15 protein-coding genes are annotated in these 14,084 nt (G+C 50.1%); 8 read left to right on the plus strand and 7 right to left on the minus strand.

All coding sequences use genetic code 11. The features are described 5' to 3' along the window. The first annotated feature begins 41 nt into the window (after positions 1-41). From hisB to hisF, 4 genes are all read left to right on the plus strand, one after another. Positions 42-635: an imidazoleglycerol-phosphate dehydratase HisB gene (gene hisB, locus SDE_RS02650; protein WP_011466972.1), complete on the plus strand. Its 594-nt coding sequence runs from the start codon at positions 42-44 to the stop codon at positions 633-635. Positions 636-737: 102 nt separating this feature from the next. Beyond that, positions 738-1,415 (plus strand): imidazole glycerol phosphate synthase subunit HisH, encoded by a 678-nt coding sequence (gene hisH, locus SDE_RS02655; protein ID WP_011466973.1) that lies wholly within the window; start codon positions 738-740, stop codon positions 1,413-1,415. A 61-nt stretch (positions 1,416-1,476) separates the two neighbouring features. Continuing rightward, positions 1,477-2,208 carry a 1-(5-phosphoribosyl)-5-[(5-phosphoribosylamino)methylideneamino]imidazole-4-carboxamide isomerase gene (gene hisA, locus SDE_RS02660; protein WP_011466974.1) on the plus strand — a complete coding sequence of 244 codons (732 nt, stop codon included), beginning with the start codon at positions 1,477-1,479 and terminating at the stop codon, positions 2,206-2,208. Between the two features lie 61 nt (positions 2,209-2,269). Further along, positions 2,270-3,043, plus strand: coding sequence for an imidazole glycerol phosphate synthase subunit HisF (gene hisF / locus SDE_RS02665; protein WP_011466975.1), 774 nt, complete (start codon positions 2,270-2,272; stop codon positions 3,041-3,043). Positions 3,044-3,158: 115 nt separating this feature from the next. On the opposite strand, the gene SDE_RS02670 is transcribed toward hisF, so the two are convergent. From SDE_RS02670 to gpmI, 5 genes are all read right to left on the minus strand, one after another. Beyond that, on the minus strand, positions 3,159-3,383 hold the full coding sequence (locus SDE_RS02670; RefSeq protein WP_041324099.1) for a DUF6316 family protein: 225 nt from the start codon (positions 3,381-3,383) through the stop codon (positions 3,159-3,161). A gap of 397 nt (positions 3,384-3,780) precedes the next feature. Next, the gene (locus SDE_RS21085) at positions 3,781-4,929 is read right to left on the minus strand and encodes a divergent polysaccharide deacetylase family protein (protein WP_011466976.1); all 1,149 of its coding nucleotides are present in this window, start codon (positions 4,927-4,929) and stop codon (positions 3,781-3,783) included. An 11-nt stretch (positions 4,930-4,940) separates the two neighbouring features. Further along, positions 4,941-6,329, minus strand: coding sequence for a S41 family peptidase (locus tag SDE_RS02680; RefSeq protein WP_011466977.1), 1,389 nt, complete (start codon positions 6,327-6,329; stop codon positions 4,941-4,943). Positions 6,330-6,376: 47 nt separating this feature from the next. Further along, entirely contained in the window at positions 6,377-7,585 is a 1,209-nt protein-coding gene (locus SDE_RS02685) for a murein hydrolase activator EnvC family protein (protein ID WP_083762927.1), read from the minus strand. Continuing rightward, positions 7,554-9,104 (minus strand): 2,3-bisphosphoglycerate-independent phosphoglycerate mutase, encoded by a 1,551-nt coding sequence (gene gpmI / locus SDE_RS02690; RefSeq protein WP_011466979.1) that lies wholly within the window; start codon positions 9,102-9,104, stop codon positions 7,554-7,556. The genes SDE_RS02685 and gpmI overlap by 32 nt, the downstream gene beginning before the upstream one ends. Positions 9,105-9,349: 245 nt before the next feature. Here gpmI and SDE_RS02695 point away from each other — a divergent pair, with 245 nt between their 5' ends. The 4 genes from SDE_RS02695 (at position 9,350) to SDE_RS02710 (ending at position 11,483) form a co-directional block, all read left to right on the plus strand. Next, positions 9,350-9,748, plus strand: a complete 399-nt coding sequence (locus tag SDE_RS02695) for a rhodanese-like domain-containing protein (RefSeq protein WP_011466980.1) — start codon at positions 9,350-9,352, stop codon at positions 9,746-9,748. A gap of 29 nt (positions 9,749-9,777) precedes the next feature. Further along, entirely contained in the window at positions 9,778-10,032 is a 255-nt protein-coding gene (gene grxC, locus SDE_RS02700) for a glutaredoxin 3 (RefSeq protein ID WP_011466981.1), read from the plus strand. Between the two features lie 147 nt (positions 10,033-10,179). After that, entirely contained in the window at positions 10,180-10,686 is a 507-nt protein-coding gene (secB, locus tag SDE_RS02705; protein ID WP_011466982.1) for a protein-export chaperone SecB, read from the plus strand. Between the two features lie 215 nt (positions 10,687-10,901). Beyond that, positions 10,902-11,483, plus strand: coding sequence for a hypothetical protein (locus SDE_RS02710; protein ID WP_011466983.1), 582 nt, complete (start codon positions 10,902-10,904; stop codon positions 11,481-11,483). An 86-nt stretch (positions 11,484-11,569) separates the two neighbouring features. Here SDE_RS02710 and glnG read toward each other — a convergent pair whose 3' ends face one another. Together glnG and glnL are read right to left on the minus strand one after the other, a co-directional pair. After that, on the minus strand, positions 11,570-12,991 hold the full coding sequence (gene glnG, locus SDE_RS02715; RefSeq protein WP_011466984.1) for a nitrogen regulation protein NR(I): 1,422 nt from the start codon (positions 12,989-12,991) through the stop codon (positions 11,570-11,572). Then, positions 12,984-14,057 carry a nitrogen regulation protein NR(II) gene (gene glnL, locus SDE_RS02720; RefSeq protein WP_011466985.1) on the minus strand — a complete coding sequence of 358 codons (1,074 nt, stop codon included), beginning with the start codon at positions 14,055-14,057 and terminating at the stop codon, positions 12,984-12,986. The genes glnG and glnL overlap by 8 nt, the downstream gene beginning before the upstream one ends. Positions 14,058-14,084 lie beyond the last annotated feature (27 nt).

The following is a 14,084-nucleotide window of genomic DNA, read 5'->3' on the forward strand; positions in this document are numbered from 1 at the left end:
ATAATCGCGCCCTTAACGCTATTATATGGGTAATTTGCACTATGGCCGATCGTAAGGCACAAGTCAGCCGCGACACATTAGAGACTCAAATTTCGGTTGAGCTTAATCTGGATGGTACCGGAACCGGTAAGTTCAACACGGGAGTGCCCTTTTTAGAGCACATGATGGACCAGATTGCGCGCCATGGTTTTATTGACCTAGACGTAACCTGTAAAGGCGACACCTACATTGATGATCACCACAGTGTAGAAGATATAGGTATTACTATTGGCCAAGCTATGGCTAAAGCTGTGGGCGATAAGCGCGGTATTCGCCGCTATGGCCACGCCTATGTACCTCTCGACGAAGCGCTTTCGCGCGTGGTTATCGATTTTTCGGGTCGTCCAGGCCTTATTATGAACATCCCATTCACCCAAAAACGTATTGGTAAATTTGATACCGAGCTATTTTGGGAGTTTTTCCAAGGTTTTGTTAACCACGCGGGTGTGACTTTGCATGTGGATTGCTTGCGCGGCGAGAATGCGCACCACCAGATCGAAACAGTGTTTAAAGCCTTTGGCCGCAGTTTGCGTATGGCGTTAGAGCGCGACGAGCGTTTAGGCGATGCTATGCCATCAACCAAAGGTACGCTCTAGCCGCAGGCGAGCAGTATTCACCTTATTAGCTGGTTGAGCGTTTTATTCCAGCCAGCTAACAGGGCCCCTCTTTGAAAACAGTTACAAGCCATTGAGAAACCTATGACCCAACAGCGCATTGCAGTCATCGATTACGGTATGGGCAACTTGCATTCGGTTGCCAGTGCTCTTAGCCACGTTGCGCCCACCGAAGACGTAGTGGTTACCGCCGACCCCGACATTATTGCCAGTGCAGATCGCGTTATATTCCCAGGTGTTGGCGCCATCCGCGATTGCATGGCGGAAATACTGCGGTTAGACATCAACACCGTTGTGGATACCGCCATACAAGCCGGTAAACCCGTATTGGCAATATGTGTAGGTATGCAGGCGTTAATGAATCGCAGCGAAGAAAACGGCGGCGTAGATTGCTTAGGTCGTATTCCCGGGCAGGTTAAATTTTTCTCTGCTAGCCCAGAATTTAAACTGGCCAGTGATGAAAGCAGCCCTTCTGGCGAGCGCCTAAAAGTGCCGCATATGGGTTGGAACCAAGTGCAGCAAACCGTCGATCACCCCATGTGGGACAAAATCGACAACAACAGCCGCTTCTACTTTGTACACAGCTATTATGTAGAGGTAGAAAACTCCGATGTAATTGCCGGTCGCGCCCATTACGGCTTGGAATTTACCGCATCGCTGTTTAAAGATAATTTGTTCGCTGTGCAGTTCCACCCAGAAAAAAGTCACCACAGCGGCTTGCAGTTGTTATCTAATTTTGTGCGTTGGAACGGCGCCTCGTAGCATTGGCCGCGTCCAGTTTATTGTTTGATTCAATACTTAATACCCAAGGTAGACCCATTTCATGATAGTTATTCCAGCCATTGATTTAAAAGACGGTGCCTGTGTGCGCTTGCGCCAAGGTTTAATGGAAGATTCCACCGTGTTTTCTGACGACCCCGCTGCGATGGCTCGCAAATGGGTTGAGCAGGGCGCAAAGCGTTTGCACCTAGTGGATTTAAACGGCGCCTTCGCCGGCGAACCAGTTAACGGTGAGGTGGTTAAGGCCATCGCTAAAGCGTACCCAAACCTACCTATCCAAATTGGTGGCGGTATTCGCAGCTTAGAAACGATTAAGCACTATTTAGATGCCGGCGTAACCTACGTAATTATTGGTACCAAAGCGGTAAAAGAGCCCGAGTTTGTTAAGCAGGCGTGCGATGCGTTTCCTGGCCATATTATTGTTGGTTTAGATGCTAAAGACGGCTACGTAGCCACCGATGGTTGGGCGGAAGTGTCTACCGTAAAAGCTACCGACCTCGCCAAACAGTTTGCCGCAGATGGTGTATCTGAAATTGTTTACACCGATATCGCCCGCGACGGCATGATGCAAGGCGTTAATATTGAAGCCACCGTCGAAATGGCGCGCGCAGGCAATATACCTATTATTGCATCGGGCGGCATAACCAATATGGACGATATTAAAGGCCTTATGGCGGTTGCACACGAGGGCATTACCGGCGCTATTACCGGCCGCGCTATTTACGAAGGCAGTTTAGATTTGGCCGAAGCGCAAGCCTACTGCGACGCGCAATAAGCGCAGCCTGTTAAACGGTTTAAAATTTTTGTTGTATAGCTGAAGTCTAAGAGGACACCCCATGCCACTGGCAAAGCGTATTATTCCCTGTTTGGATGTTGATAAAGGTCGCGTTGTAAAAGGCGTGCAGTTTGTGGATATCCGCGATGCTGGCGACCCAGTAGAAGTGGCTAAAAAGTACAACGAACAGGGCGCTGATGAGATTACCTTTCTCGATATTACCGCCAGTGTTGAGGGCCGCGAAACCACTGTGCAAACAGTAGAAAAAATTGCCGCCGAAGTGTTTATTCCCCTAACCGTGGGCGGCGGTATTCGCACCCTTGAAGATATTCGCACCATGCTAAACGCCGGTGCCGATAAAGTAAGTATTAACTCCGCTGCAGTGAAAGACCCTGAGTTTGTGAAAGCCGCTGCTGAGGGTTTTGGTTCGCAGTGTATTGTGGTGGCCATAGATGCCAAGAAAGTTAGCGCAGAGGGTGAGCCGCCACGCTGGGAGATTTTCACCCACGGTGGTCGCAAACCTACTGGCATTGATGCGATTGAATGGGCAATACGCATGACTGACTACGGCGCCGGTGAAATACTGCTAACCAGTATGGATAAAGACGGCACCAAAGATGGCTTCGACTTAGCGGTTACTCGCGCAATAGCCGATGCCGTACCCGTACCTGTTATCGCTTCTGGCGGTGTGGGTAACCTGCAACATTTAGTAGATGGTGTAATCGAGGGCGGTGCAGATGCCGTACTTGCAGCCAGTATTTTCCACTTTGGGGAATACACGGTGCCACAGGCTAAAGAGTATATGCAGGAGAGGGGGGTAGAAGTGAGGCTGTAAAAACAGCCTCAAGAACAGTTATTGCGAGCGAATGTCTTGGTGGTTCGCTTCGCAATGGTCGGGCCTAGTGTGTATCCCTTTGGGCAAGCCAATAGGCACTAGCAGCGAAGACGAATTAAGCTGCTGCAGCGCGACCGTATTTTTCCAGGGTTTGGACTATAGAAGGCTCTGCGTGCATGATGAAATCGATAAAATCGCTCGCACCTACCTCAGCTTCGTGCTGAGTATCGAATGGACCAATATCCACACCTTCTCTTGTGCTGTAATACCAGTAATCGCCCTTCATAAAGAAACGTTTTGAGCGTGCTGGTTCTGAGCCGTTTTCACCTGTTCTGTTCATAAATATTCCTCGACGTAAATACTACTTTCCATGACACCGTTAAGATCGCTGTCCTAGCACATTGGCCTGACTTTGATCGTTGCTAACGCGGGTGTCGTTGCGCGTAGCGTTGGTGAAGATCGTTAAAATTAGCCAGAAAACATTCAACCTGTGTTGATTGGTTGATTCCTATGCCAGTTTTGTTCCATAACGCTCCCTTGCGCTCAAATTATAGGCTGGTTGGGTGGGTTTGCAGTGAGTTAGGTTTAAAAGTGTGATGTATCGCACAAAACTGCATGGTAATTTTTATCCCTAACAACGATTAGTTCTGATAAAAAACTAGCTTCTAAGGTAAGGATATTAAAACTGTCAAAATTACCGGCAGCGATTATGGCCGTTTTAGGCTTGACTGGCCCAGCTACCCTTCGGGCAGAATTTTGTCGGTTTGGCTCTGGCTTAAAACTGGACGGTGACGATTTAATAATAATTCAATACCTACCACTTCTACCCCTTGGGCGGCCAAGAGGGGGAGGCGCGCTTTAAGTGCTTGCAGGGTTTCTGGGTAGGGGTGGCCAATGGCGACGGCTTCCCCGTGCTTAAGGGCTATTGCTACTAGTTTATCTAGCTGTGAATCAATGGCAGGCAAGTCGCGCTCGTTATCTAAAAACACATCGCGCTCATTAAAAGGAATGTTTACTCGCTGGGCTTCTTCTTTGGCAACGCTTTGCGCAGTGGTGCGGCTATCTACAAAAAACAGCTCGCGCTCTGCCAGCGCCTCGCTTAACCACTGCATACTTTCTCGACTTTGGGTGAATAGGCTACCGCCGTGGTTATTCACACCGGTAACGTGGGGGATATCTGCCAACATGGCATCGAGGCTGGCGATAAGTTCGGTGCGCGCCATTGTAGGGTTAAGGCTCGCCTCCCATTTGCTCTCGTTTAAAGTGGCCATGGGGGCGTGCAGCATGACGGGTTTGTTTAATTGTTTGGCTAGCTCCGCTAGGCGCGCGCCGTAGGGGCTAAAGGGTATAAAGGCAAACGTGAGTGGGTAGGGTAGCTCGATAAGCTCGCGACCTTCATCAAACCTGTAGCCTATGTCGTCAATAATAATGGCAATTCTTGGGCTGGTTACCGTTGACTGTTCGGTAATGTTCACTGGTACCGCTGGCTTAGCAATAACTTCTATTGCTGGTTCATCCTCTACTGCCTTAGCTGCAGCGGGCTCATTTTCAGCGGTATGGGTTTGTGTGTGACCGATAGATTCACTTGGTTCACCAGGTTCAGCCGGCTTAGCCGTTATTAAAGGTGGGGTTTGTTCTGTGCGGGGGCGCTCAGTTTTTTCTGCCGGTAGGTTTTCTGAGGTTTGTGTTAATTGCGTGTTGTTTTTTGTCTCTTGGTTGCCGCCATTGCAAGATTGGAACAATGCAAAAATGCACGCCAGCATAACAATGCGCAAGAAAAAGGTACGGCCGTCTGAGGGGCGCGTTAAAAACAGCGAGAGCTGCTGCCAGCTTGTTAGCAGCGTGCTCGCAGGGCTAGATTTAAGTTTGTTGAGAAAGTGCGGCACCTTAGGCCGCTCTATGGTGTTTCTGTGGTTTCGGCAGCGGCTTGTTCAGCAGCTTGGCTTTTTTCTAGTTCTTTTTCTGCCTTGGCTTGCTGTGCCTTTTGAAAAAGGTGCAGGCCGCGCAGAATATTTACCGCTTCGTACAATTGGCTATCGCGCTCGTGCAGTTCGTTTTTGCGCTTGCCTCTATCGCTAGCTTTTACTTCAGCGCCGCCTTTAGCGTTCTTTAGGTGGCCGCTTAAATCGGCTTCGGTTATGTCTGCCTGCGGTTGCACGGCAGTAATTTTTACTCGTTCTACCTCTATATCAGGTTCGATTCCCTGGGCTTGTATCGAGCGGCCGTTAGGGGTGAAGTAAAGCGCGGTAGTAATTTTAATGGCGCGATCTTCGGTAATCGAAATAACGGTTTGCACCGAGCCTTTACCGAAACTGCGGGTGCCAAGCACCAGTGCTCGGTTTTGGTCTTGCAGGGCACCAGCCACAATTTCTGACGCCGACGCGCTGCCGCCGTTAATCAGCACGACCATAGGTAGGCCGTCAACGGCGTCGCCTGGGGTGGCAGAGTACTGGCTGTTGGCATCGTGCATGCGGCCTTCGGTATACACAATCAAACCGTCGTTTAAGAATAGGTCGGCTACTTCTACCGAGGCAGTTAATACACCGCCCGGGTTGTTGCGCAAATCTAAAATCACGCCCTTAAGGTCTGAGTTTATTTTCTGCAGTTTTTTAATTTCGTTGGCGAGGTCTTGGCCGGTGCGCAACTGAAACTGTGCAACGCGCAGGTAGGCAAAGTCGTGCTCGACAATATCCGAGCGCACGCTGCGCACTTTTATCTTGTCGCGGGTAAGCACCAAGTCGAAGGGTTGCTCTACGTCTTTGCGCATAATGGTGAGGGTAATATCGGTACCCGGTGCGCCGCGCATTTTTTCTACAGCATCGCTTAGGGTAATGCCCTTCACCGAGGTGCCGTTAATTTTAATAATAAGGTCGCCGGCTTCTACACCTGCTTTTTGTGCGGGGGTATCGTCTATTGGCGAGATAACCTTAACAAAGCCATCTTCAATACCTACTTCTATACCCAAGCCGCCAAATTCGCCGCTGGTATGCACTTGTAGGTCGTCGAAGGAGCTGGCATCCAGGAATGCTGAGTGCGGGTCTAGCTCGTCGAGCATACCGCGAATGGCATATTCCAGCAGGGTGCGATCGTCTATCTCTTCTATATAAGAAGAGCGAATGTGTTCGTAAGCTTTGGTGAACACACGCAAGTCTTCCAATGGCAACACGCTAATGGTGTCGGCGTCTTCTGGTTCGTTGCTGGGTGTTTGGGCCTGCACAAATAGCGGGGCGCAAGCGGCGAGGGTGAATACACTAAGCTTGCGCAAAAACGAGTAAAGGTGGGGCACTGCGGTTTCTCCGTTATTTATGCTTTAATATTTTTGCTAATTAAATGCTAGGCAGTTTTAAACCAGCGCTTTGGGTCGGTGGGTTTACCGTTATGCCTAAGCTCAAAGTATAGGGCAGATTGTTGCTGGCCACCTGTGTTGCCTACGGCTGCAATGGTTTCGCCTGCGGTAACCCATTCGCCAAGCTCTTTATATAGGGCTTGATTGTGACCGTAGAGGGATAAGTACCCCGCGCCGTGATCCACAATAATAAGCAGCCCGTGGCCGCGCAAGTAATCAGAAAAAACAACGCGACCGTTGTGAATGGCTTTTACAGGGGTGCCACTGTTCGCACCAATTAGCATGCCCTGCCAGTGAACCTTATTGCTCACCCGCGAGCTGCCAAAGCTATTAAGCACTCGCCCCTGTGTTGGCCAAGGGAGTTTACCCTTTAAACCGGCGAACAATTTGGTGTCATTGCGCATTTCGGTTTCATCCAAAATAGCGGTAACTTGCTCTATAAGGCGGGCTAGGTTTTGGCGGTCTTTTTCTAGCTGTGAAAGCTGGCCCGATTTGCTGTTTATATCTTTATTAAGCTTGGCTACGGTTATTTCGCGCTGTTTCTTTTTAGCGTTTAGCGCTTCTTGTTGCTGCTTTAGGTTGTCGTAGTTGCTTTTAAGCTTGGCTGTTTCGAAGGCAAATTCTTGTTCGATGGTGTCTAGGCGGGCAATAGTGGCTGTGTAACTTGTAATTTTTTCGCTGCGGGCCTGCACAAAATAATCGTAGTAGCGAATATTGCGCGCTACGGTAGTGGGGTCTTGCTGGTTAAATAACAGCTTAATGCTGCTTTGTTGGCCTAGCCGGTAGGCGGCGTTGATATGCTGGCCAACTTGTTGTTGCTCATTTTTTTTTTTGAGCTGAAGCTCGCTGCGCTCATCCTTGAGGGCATCTAATTTTTGCTCCCCTTGGTTGATTTGCTTCTTAATTTGTTGGGCTTTATTGCTGAGATCACCAATATTCTTTTCGGTGTCTTCTAAAGATTTGAGCAGCTCTTCGCGCGCACTTTTGGTTTTTTCTAGTTCGGCTTTTAGCGCGGCAATATTTTTGCGCACCGCTTCCAGCCTGGCTTTGTCTGCGGCTTCATCTGCATGGGTGCACACAGCGCAAAAAGAAACTGCGAGTGCACACAACACGGCACCGCGTTTAAGCGCGGTGCCGATATTGGTTTTGATGTTGGCTATAGAGTTACTTGCTGAATTTAACAAGATTGCGGCCATTCATTTCTGTAGGTTGCGGAACATCCAGCAAGGCTAACATAGTCGGGGCTATGTCTGCGAGGCTGCCACCTTGTTCAAGGCTAATATCGCGCTTGCCCACATAAACCAAAGGTACTGGCAGGGTGGTGTGCTGCGTGTGCAGCTGCTGGGCTTCGTCGTCGTACATAAGCTCTACGTTGCCGTGGTCTGCAGTGATAAGCGCTTCGCCGCCCACTCGCTCTAAGGCTGCGAATACTTCTGCAAGCGCAGCATCTACCGCTTCTACAGCTTTAACCGATGCGTCGAAATCGCCGGTGTGACCTACTTGGTCGCAGTTTGCGTAGTTGCAAATAATGGCATCGTAGCCGCCGTTTTCAATTGCATCTACAAGTTTGGCGGTGACTTCTGGCGCACTCATTTCTGGTTGTTCATCGTAGGTTTCCACCTGTGGTGAAGGCACCAATATACGGTCTTCACCTTCGTACAATGATTCCTGACCGCCGCTAAAGAAGAATGTTACGTGAGCGTATTTTTCGGTTTCGGCAATGCGCAATTGCTTCTTGCCGTTTTTAGCCATCACTTCGCCGAAGGAGTTAACTAAATCTTCTGGCGGGTAGGCGCAGCTGGTGTCTATGTCGGCGGAGTACTCGGTAGTCATTACAAAATCCGATAGCGCTGGCACGCGGGCGCGAGCAAAGCCGTCGAAGTTTTTATCTACAAACGCATTGGTAAGCTGACGCGCGCGATCTGGTCGGAAGTTCATGAAAATAACCGCATCGCCATCCTCAATAGTTACCGGCTTGCCGTCTGCATCCACTATTGCGGTGGCTTTAACAAACTCGTCATTTTCGTCGCGCTCGTACGCCGCCTCTAAACCGGCAGTGGCGGATTGGGCGGTAAAGGCAGCTTTGCCATCTACCATTAGGTCGAAGGCTTGTTGCACGCGGTCCCAGCGGTTGTCGCGGTCGAGCGCAAAGAAGCGGCCAATAATGCTGGCAATTTTACCGCCGCCAAGGGCTTTAAGTTTTTCTTCTGTTTTTTGCAGCGGCGCTTTGGCGCTGCGCGGTGGGGTATCGCGGCCATCTAAAAAGGCGTGCATGTACACTTTTTCTGCACCGCGTTTAACGGCCAGTTCCATCATGGCAATCATGTGGTCTTCGTGGCTGTGTACGCCGCCGTCTGAAAGCAGGCCTATTACGTGTACTGCTTTGCCCTGGCTTTGCGCGTCGTCTACCGCTTTGGTGTATACGGGGTTGGTGTAAAAATCACCATCGGCAATGGCTTTGTTAATACGAGTGAAGTTTTGGTACACCACGCGGCCCGCGCCTAGAGTCATGTGGCCCACTTCGGAGTTGCCCATTTGGCCTTCGGGTAGGCCTACCGCCATACCGGATGTGGCAATGGTCGTTTTGGGGTTTTCGGCCCAAATTTTACGCCAAGTTGGGGCCTTAGCTGCGTTGATGGCGTTGTATTTATCTGACTCGGAGTAGCCGAATCCATCAAGAATGATTAGGGCAAGGGGCTTTTTTACTTCACTCATGGGTAGTCCTAGATTAATGCGCTGGGAATGCCAAAATTTGCGGCACGGGTGGGCAGGCCTGTGTTTGCTTGGCTGTTTCGCCCGTAGAGGCGGGTATTTTACGCGTTTTGTGGCGTATAAACCACGACCTAAGGCCCTAAACACGCGCTTATTTAGGCTGAAGCAGCGCATAAAGTGTTGATCGTGTATACTCGCGCGACTTCCTAATCAGTTAATTTTGAAAAAGGCGTGTTAGTGTGGAGTGGATGGCATTTGTAAGTGAGCAGTGGTTACTGTTCAGTATCGTAATTGTATTGGTTGCTGTTTTATTGTTTATTGAAAGCAAAAAGGGCGGCAAGGCGCTTACTTATCATCAGGCGACGCGGTTGGTGAATAATGGTGAGGGTGTGATTTTGGATGTGCGCGAGAAGAAGGACTTCTCTGCAGGCCATATAGTAGACGCTATTCATATTCCTTATGCAAAAGTTGCCGACCGCTTGAGCGAGCTCGAAAAGCATAAAGCGAAAACGATTATCGTGGTGGACAAAATGGGCCAACACGCGGCAGCGGCAAGTAAAACGCTACGTGATGCCGGTTGGAATGCCAGCCGCCTAGCGGGCGGAATGGCAGAGTGGCAAGCGCAAAATTTGCCGGTTGTTAAATAAGCCTATTGTTATAAATATTGGAGCCAAGTGTGCCTGAAGTTGTAATTTACAGTTCTAATTACTGCGGTTTCTGTTTTCGCGCTAAGCAATTGCTGCAAAGCAAAGGCGTGAAATATAAAGAGATTGTTGTTGATGGCGACACCCAGTTGCGCACAGAGCTTGCACGTAAGGCTGGTGCGCGCACGGTTCCACAAATTTGGATAGGCGATAACCATGTGGGTGGCTGCGACGAGCTGTATACGCTAGAGCGCACCGGCTCATTAGATGATTTGCTGGCGCTGTAGAATTTGCGTCTTGAAAAGCGCTGGCGCGTCCCCCATCTAGCTTAAACAACGTAAATATAAACAAGAGCATTTTTGATTAAACCGCGCCATTCGTGTTGCGTGTTGCGGCAAAGGGGCTCAGACCTCCAAATAATAAGGTTATTCAGTATGAGTGAAGAAAATACAACAAATAACGAAGCGGCTGCAGCAGAAGGCAAGGCGCCTGCAGGTTTTGGTATTAAGCGCGTTTTTACTAAGGATTTGTCTTTTGAGGTGCCTGCGGGCTTGGGCGCGTTTTCGTTGCAAGGGCAGCCTAATGTAGGTCAAGATTTGAACACTCAAATCAACCGCGTGGACGACACTCACTATGAAGTAGTGTTAAAAGTGACTGTTACAGTAAAGATGGGCGAAGACAAAGTAGCCTTCTTGGCAGAAGTACATCAAGCAGGTATTTTCCAGGTTGTTGGTATCGAAGGCCCACAATTACAGCAGGTGCTTTCTACCGCTTGCCCACAAATTTTGTTCCCATACGTACGCGAAACCATTGATAGCTTAGCAGTTCGCGGTGGTTTTGCGCCGGTATTGTTGCCGCAAATTAACTTCGACGCCTTGTTTGTACAAGCTGTTGCGCAGGCTAAAGCGCAAGCAGATAGCCAAGCCGAAGCAGACGCATAATCCTTTAGTTCGCAGTAACGTAAAAAGCGGTGTCGGCAGCGACACCGCTTTTTTTATGCCTTTTTTTCATCCCTTCGCTTTTAACCGCTAGCCCTTAGTGATTTGCTTTTGGCGATTAATTTTAGCTTCTGCGGGTTGTTTTCAGAGGTTCAGTTTCTATTCAGTGGTACATGGTTAATCTACCTCTAACGCTTCACAAACAAGAGGAGAGCGCCATGAGAACCATTCCCGTAGCCACCGCAACTAGCCTTGTATTAGTGGCTGGTATTTTCTTCGCCTCCAGCGCATTTGCAGAAAAGCCGCGCCATCACGAGGCGCGTGATGATCGTCGCAGTGAGCATAGAGAGCAGCGTGCAGACCGTCGTCAAGAGCATAGAAGGGAACACCGCCAAGAGCATCGGCAGGAGCATAGAAGAGAGCACAGAGCCGATAGAAATGATCGTCGTGACAGCCATCGTGAGCATCATCGTAATGAGCGCCATCATGCGCATCACAGCGATCGTCGTCACGATAACCATCATAACAACCGCCATCGCAGCACGCACAAGCGTCACGATAGCCACAACAGCCAAGCTGGCGCCTTTTTGGGTGGGTTGGTATTAGGCGCTATTGCGTCAGATCATCACAGTGATCGCCATCATCATCGCTATCACCGCAAGGAGCACCGTACGCATTATGTTGAACCAATTTACGAGCGCAACCGCTATGGGGAGTGTTTCCGTGTGGAGTACCGCAGTAACGGCAGAAAGGTGTATATCGAAGTGCCTAGATATAAATGTGAAGCGCGTTATTGGTAAGTTTTAGTAATAGTTTGAAGTGAGTGAAGTGACCCTATCGCAAGTGCTAATTTGCGATAGGGTGGCATAACGTAACGAGGGAGCCGTTATTCGACTTCTTCTTCCGAGGAGGCCATACCCAACTCTTTTAGTTTGCGCGTGAGCGTGTTGCGCCCCCAGCCTAAAAGGTTTGCTGCATCGCGTTTTCTGCCGGCAGTGTGTTTGAGGGCGGTTTCTATTAATGCGCGCTCAAAGGTGGGCACGGCATCAGAAAGAATATCGCTTTGGCCACAGGCCAAGGCTTGATCGGCCCAGTGGCGCAGAGCCTTTTCCCAGTCGCCACTTGGCGCTTCTGCCGTTCTGGCTTCCATTAGTTCTGGTGGCAGGTCGGCAATATGCACTTCGCGGCCTGAAGCCATTACGGTTATCCAGCGACAGGTGTTTTCTAGCTGGCGTACGTTACCAGGCCAAGATAAGTGGCTGAGGTAAGCTTCGGTTTCGGGGGTAAGGGTTTTTGGTTCTACCCCGAGCTCTTCGGCGGCGCGGCGCAAAAAGTGCTGCGCTAGCTTTGGAATATCTTCGCGGCGATCCGCCATTTTAGGTAGGTGGATGCGAATTACGTTTAAGCGGTGGAATAAATCCTCGCGGAAACGGTTTTCTTCAACCAGCCCTTCTAGGTTTTGGTGGGTGGCCGCAATAATGCGCACATCTACTTTGATGGGGGTGTGGCCGCCCACGCGGTAAAATTCGCCATCGGCCAATACGCGCAGTAAGCGGGTTTGTGTTTCTGCGGGCATATCACCAATTTCATCTAAGAACAGTGTGCCGCCATCGGCTTGCTGGAAGCGACCTTGGCGCTGTGCGCCTGCACCAGTAAACGCGCCTTTTTCGTGGCCGAATAATTCCGATTCAATTAAGTCGCGCGGTATAGCCGCCATGTTAAGCGCAATAAACTGGCCTTCGCGGCGCGGGCTGTGCTTGTGCAGGGCGTGAGCGACAAGCTCTTTACCCGTACCTGATTCACCGTTAATTAATACCGTAATATTGGATTGTGATAAGCGGCCAATTGCGCGAAACACTTCTTGCATGGCTGGCGCTTCACCAATAATTTCTGTATCTACGGCAGGTTGCGCCGCTGGTGCTTCTACGCGTTGCTCCTGGGCGTGCGAGAGCGCACGCTGGGTGACTGCTACCGCTTCATCTACGTCGAATGGTTTGGGCAGGTATTCAAATGCACCGCCTTGGTAGGCTGCTACGGCACTGTCTAAATCCGAGTGCGCCGTCATAATTATTACGGGCAGGTTCGGTATTTCTTTGTGCAAATGGGTAAGCAGGGTGAGGCCATTCATGCCGGGCATGCGCACGTCGCTAATCACGACATCGGGTTTTTCCTGCGCGAGGTGCTCAACGGCCTTATCGCCAGACTCGAAGCTGGTGGTAGTAATGCCGGCCTGCTGCAGCGCTTTTTCAAGAACCCAGCGAATAGAGCGGTCATCGTCAATAATCCACACCAAGTTTGGTTTATGCATAGTGATTTCCCAAGGGTAAGTATATGGCGAACTCGGTTCTGCCCGGCTCGCTCTCGCATTCTATAAGGCCGTTGTGCTGGCCTATTAAATTTTGCGAAATGGCTAGGCCTAGGCCGGTGCCTTCCGCTCTCCCCGTTATCATGGGGAAGAATATGTCTTCGATTATTTCTGGCGGTATGCCCGGGCCGTTGTCTTCAATGCCAATGCGCGCTACCAGCGGAAAGTGCGCCCTGCCAATGGTGTAGCGGCGCTGCACGCGGGTGCTTAGTTTTACTTCTGGCGGCTTTTCTTGGTTGCTGTTTTCCATTAGTGCTTGTACGGCGTTGCGCACAATGTTCAGCGTGGCCTGAATAAGCATTTCTTTATCGCCCAGTACTTCGGGAATACTTGGGTCGTAGTCGCGGCGCAATTTTACCGCACCGCCAATTTCGGCCTTGATTACCGCTGCTACGTGTTCCAATACTTCGTGGATATTTGTTTCTTCGTTTTTGGGCAATGTGCGCGGCCCCAGCATGCGGTCCACAAGGTTTCTTAATCTGTCTGTTTCGTCGATGATAATGCGCGTGTATTCATCGAGGTCTTCATCTTGCAGTTCGCGAGAGAGCAGCTGAGCCGCCCCGCGAATGCCGCCTAAGGGGTTTTTAATTTCGTGGGCCATGCTGCGAATTAAGTTGCGCGATGTTTCTTGCGAAGAGAGTAGGGCTTCTTCACGACTAATGCGCAGCAATCTATCTAGCGGTTGCACCTCTAAGATAATCTTGCCCATTTCGGGGCTGGGGGTAACCGAATAGTCGACAGTTATTTCTTGATGAGAGTGAAGGCTCCAGCGCGCTTTGCGCTTGGTGAAATTGCGATTTTCACGCAATGCTTCAGATAGTGACATGGGGGTGCCGTCGGTTTCGAAAAAGCACTCTTGAATAGGCTTGCCGACAAGCTGCTCGCCGCTCACGCTTAGCAGCATTTCTGCCGATGCGTTAATGTGGGCGATGCTTAAATCGTCTTCCAGCACTATGACTGCCGTAATCAGGCTGTCGAGTATTTGTCGGAAGTTTGCTTGTTCAACCATGTTTTATTCTCATCTAATTAATACGTT

The organism is Saccharophagus degradans 2-40, assembly GCF_000013665.1.
Classification (GTDB): Bacteria; Pseudomonadota; Gammaproteobacteria; order Pseudomonadales; family Cellvibrionaceae; genus Saccharophagus; species Saccharophagus degradans.

Bases quoted from the DNA above. Each gene is read 5' to 3' on its own strand.
- SDE_RS02710 (WP_011466983.1), top strand. From the start codon at position 10,902: ATGAGAACCATTCCCGTAGCCACCGCAACTAGCCTTGTATTAGTGGCT.
- hisH (WP_011466973.1), top strand. From the start codon at position 738: ATGACCCAACAGCGCATTGCAGTCATCGATTACGGTATGGGCAACTTG.
- glnG (WP_011466984.1), bottom strand. From the start codon at position 12,991: ATGCATAAACCAAACTTGGTGTGGATTATTGACGATGACCGCTCTATT.
- SDE_RS02685 (WP_083762927.1), bottom strand. From the start codon at position 7,585: ATGGCCGCAATCTTGTTAAATTCAGCAAGTAACTCTATAGCCAACATC.
- glnL (WP_011466985.1), bottom strand. From the start codon at position 14,057: ATGGTTGAACAAGCAAACTTCCGACAAATACTCGACAGCCTGATTACG.
- secB (WP_011466982.1), top strand. From the start codon at position 10,180: ATGAGTGAAGAAAATACAACAAATAACGAAGCGGCTGCAGCAGAAGGC.
- hisB (WP_011466972.1), top strand. From the start codon at position 42: ATGGCCGATCGTAAGGCACAAGTCAGCCGCGACACATTAGAGACTCAA.
- hisF (WP_011466975.1), top strand. From the start codon at position 2,270: ATGCCACTGGCAAAGCGTATTATTCCCTGTTTGGATGTTGATAAAGGT.
- SDE_RS02670 (WP_041324099.1), bottom strand. From the start codon at position 3,383: ATGAACAGAACAGGTGAAAACGGCTCAGAACCAGCACGCTCAAAACGT.
- SDE_RS02695 (WP_011466980.1), top strand. From the start codon at position 9,350: ATGGCATTTGTAAGTGAGCAGTGGTTACTGTTCAGTATCGTAATTGTA.
- gpmI (WP_011466979.1), bottom strand. From the start codon at position 9,104: ATGAGTGAAGTAAAAAAGCCCCTTGCCCTAATCATTCTTGATGGATTC.
- hisA (WP_011466974.1), top strand. From the start codon at position 1,477: ATGATAGTTATTCCAGCCATTGATTTAAAAGACGGTGCCTGTGTGCGC.